This window comes from Xanthomonas populi (assembly GCF_002940065.1).
Taxonomy (GTDB): domain Bacteria; phylum Pseudomonadota; class Gammaproteobacteria; order Xanthomonadales; family Xanthomonadaceae; genus Xanthomonas; species Xanthomonas populi.
In genome coordinates this window covers 1-570 of sequence record NZ_MDEJ01000318.1, presented here as the reverse complement: position 1 = coordinate 570, position 570 = coordinate 1, and the positions used below count along the sequence as shown (strand labels likewise).

The following is a 570-nucleotide window of genomic DNA, read 5'->3' as shown; positions in this document are numbered from 1 at the left end:
CTGATCGTGCTCGGTGCACGTTCCAAGGCATCGGCGAGCGCACGCAGCGACAGCCCGGTTTCGTGCAACGCATGGAGACGGCATCGTTCCGACAGGTCCAGGCGACTGGATGACATGGGCAACTCCACTTGGCGATGAAGTGGCTCAGGCCAGGTCGCCTGGACCGCTTCACAACCGTTGGTGTTGCGATTCAACGTTGAACTCGCCCATACGCCATCATCTGCTTACGGCTTTTTCCTGGGTTTTGTTAGCAGCTCTTAGTCTTCACGGACTCAAGCACCTTGGCATCACTGACACGGAGGGCACGCTGGCCGATAAGCAAGAGTCTGCGTGCCACAGGACACGCAAGATGACGCGGCGTTATTAGCGCGATGTGCCGGTGGTAAAGACACCGCGCCGGACCTGATTGATGCAACTTCGTGGCCGTGAAACATCGTTTTCCGGCCACTAGTTTTCCCGGAAATTTTCCCGGAAGCACAAAAAAGCGCCATCTTAAAGGAGCCTCTAAAAACCCCAGCAATCTGCCATCATTGACTTGACGCCCTGCCAGCGGAGAACGACAGACATGAT

At 56.1% G+C, this 570-nt stretch carries 1 protein-coding gene; it reads right to left on the bottom strand.

Annotation, left to right across the window (positions count from 1 at the left end; all coding sequences use genetic code 11):
- Positions 1–116, bottom strand: a 116-nt coding sequence (locus XpopCFBP1817_RS21090) for a helix-turn-helix domain-containing protein (RefSeq protein WP_146090207.1), incomplete at its 3' end; no start/stop codon positions are given.
- Positions 117–570 lie beyond the last annotated feature (454 nt).